Genomic DNA, 2,265 nt, shown 5'->3' on the forward strand with positions numbered 1-2,265 from the left:
GGCTCGACGTGCCGGACTCCTCGAAGCCGGCCTTGCGGAGCCGCTTGGCGAGCTGGTCGATGACGTCCTGCGTGCCGCGCTGCGTGGCGAGGTTGAGGGTGACGTCGGTGAGGCCGCCCTCGCCCGGGGTGGCAGAGCTCGCGAGCACCGTCGCGTCCTCGGGCGCCCCGAGCAGCTTCTCGGGGAAGCCGTCGGCGTACCCGCCGACCGTCGTGTCGGGGTCGAACGTCGGCAGGGCGGACGCGTCGCCCGTCCCCGGCTCCGCGGTGGGGGCCTCGGTGGTGCCACGCACGCCGACGCCGGACCCGTTCTCGCCGGTCGCGGAGACGTCGTCGTCCGGGGACCCGCCGTCGCCGAGCAGACCGCAGCCGGACAGCGCGAGGAGCGCGGTGAGCGCCACGGCACCGACGCCGCGCGCCCCGGCCGCGGACGCGCGACGCGACCGGGCGCGGCGGCGCAGGGGGCGGGGGAGCGAGGGCACGGCGCCTACCGTAGCGGCCCGCGGCACCCCGCTCGCACGTCCGGGACGAGCGGACGCCGCGGACGTCGCGCGGCGGCGCAGCCCGCGGAGCCTGCCCCCAGCGCGGCGTCGTCCACAGAGGGGCGGCCCGCGGCGCCGGGGCCCGTGGCCGTGCCCTGGGATCGGACCCATGGACGCCGCATACGCCACCGACCGCGCCGGGGAGCCCGGCATCGCCTTCGACACGCCGCTCGTGCTCCGCTCGTCCCGCGACCTGCTCGCGGCCGTGCCGTACCTGCTGGGGTTCCGCCCGCGGGAGTGCGTGGTCGTCGTCGCGGTCACCGACGAGGGCCGGGTCGGCCTCGTCGCACGGACCGGCCTGGCCGACCTCGACGGACCCGCCGGCGACCCCGGTGACGAGGTGGGCGCCGGGACGACGGGAAGCGCGGCCGTCGTCGCCCGGGCGGCCGCGCGGGTCGGGGCCCGCCTGGCGCTCGTCGTGCTCTACACCGCGTCACCGCCGGACCGGGTCCGGGCGTGGGAGACGGCCGCGGTCGGGGCGCTGGAGCAGTCCCTGGGCCCGACGGTCGACGTGGAGACCTGGCTCGTCGGCCCGGACGGCTATCGCGGCCTCGACTGCACGGACCCCGCCTGCTGCCCGGCGGGAGGGCGTCCCACGAGCGAGCTCGAGCACGGCGAGGTGGGGGCGGCGTTCGTGGTCGCCGGGCGGGCGATCGCCCGCTCGGAGCAGGAGGCGTACCGGGTGCGGGCGCTGCCGGCGGGCGTGCGTGACCGGGTCGCCAAGGCGGCGGGACGTGCGGAGCGGGCGCGCGCGGCGGCGGGTGATGCCATCAGTGCGGCGCCTCGTGAGACGTCCCGCGCGACGCCCCGTGCGACGCCCCGTGAGGCGGCACCTGACGGGCTGGGTCGCTGGCGCACCGAGGCCTACGGCGTCTGGTGCGACCTGGTGCGACAGGCGGCCGCTGAGCTGCGCACCTGCCCGGCCGGCGACGTCGAGCTGCCCCCGGCGCGCCTCGGCCGCCTGGCGGTGGCGCTCGCGGACGTGCGGGTCCGCGACGCCGTGCTGCTGTCCCTGGTGCCGGGCGCGCGAGAGGCGGCGGACCGGACGGTCCGGGCGGGCGGGGACGTCGACGTCCCGCGTGACGTGGAGTCGGGCACGGCCCGCGCGATCGCCCGGGTGGTGGACCCGCGGGTCGGGGTGCCGCCCGACGGCGCGACCGCCGACGCGGCCCGGCTCGTGCTGGAGCAGCTGGTGGGTGGTGCGCCGCGGCGGTGGCACGCGCCGCCCCTCGCGCTGCTCGGCTTCCTGGCCTGGTGGCGGGGCGACGGGTGGCTCGCGGTCCGGCGCGTGCGCGAGTCCGCGAGGCAGGACCCGACCTACCGACTGGCCGCGCTCGTGGCCGGAGTGCTGGAGGCGGCGGTCCCGCCCGGTTGGGTGAGCGCGGCGCGAGCGCCGGCTGCCGGTGCTCTCGCCGGGGCGACCGATGTGGCCGGGCCGACGGTCGGGTAGCGTGCCCCCATGGCGATCGTCGTCGGACTCCTGAGCACGGCCGAGGGACAGGCGGCACTCGCCGCAGCGAAGCGCGAGGCGCAGGAGCGGTCCGTCCCGCTCACGGTCGTCGTCACCCGGGACGACGGCGGGCCCGAGAGACAGGCGGTCGAGGACGACCTCGCCTCCTCGGGGCTCGCCTACTCGGTGGTGGGCGGCACGGGTGACCTCGCCGAGGATCTCGTGCGCACGGCGCAGGAGGCGGCCGCCGAGCTCATCGTCGTGGGTCTCCGAC

2 protein-coding genes and 1 pseudogene are annotated in these 2,265 nt (G+C 78.8%); 2 read left to right on the plus strand and 1 reads right to left on the minus strand.

The window, feature by feature from the left end; genetic code table 11:
* Window positions 1–481: pseudogene (locus ACFWEK_RS20970) on the minus strand (hypothetical protein); the annotation flags it as partial.
* Window positions 482–650: 169 nt separating this feature from the next.
* Here ACFWEK_RS20970 and ACFWEK_RS20975 point away from each other — a divergent pair.
* Together ACFWEK_RS20975 and ACFWEK_RS20980 are read left to right on the plus strand one after the other, a co-directional pair.
* Window positions 651–1,991: a DUF4192 domain-containing protein gene (locus ACFWEK_RS20975; RefSeq protein ID WP_430555292.1), complete on the plus strand. Its 1,341-nt coding sequence runs from the start codon at window positions 651–653 to the stop codon at window positions 1,989–1,991.
* A gap of 9 nt (window positions 1,992–2,000) precedes the next feature.
* A partial coding sequence (locus ACFWEK_RS20980; protein WP_430555293.1) for a universal stress protein occupies window positions 2,001–2,265 on the plus strand: 265 nt, incomplete at its 3' end.

The organism is Isoptericola sp. NPDC060257, assembly GCF_042726645.1.
GTDB lineage: Bacteria > Actinomycetota > Actinomycetes > Actinomycetales > Cellulomonadaceae > Isoptericola > Isoptericola nanjingensis.

Bases quoted from the DNA above. Each gene is read 5' to 3' on its own strand.
- ACFWEK_RS20975 (WP_430555292.1), top strand. From the start codon at position 651: ATGGACGCCGCATACGCCACCGACCGCGCCGGGGAGCCCGGCATCGCC.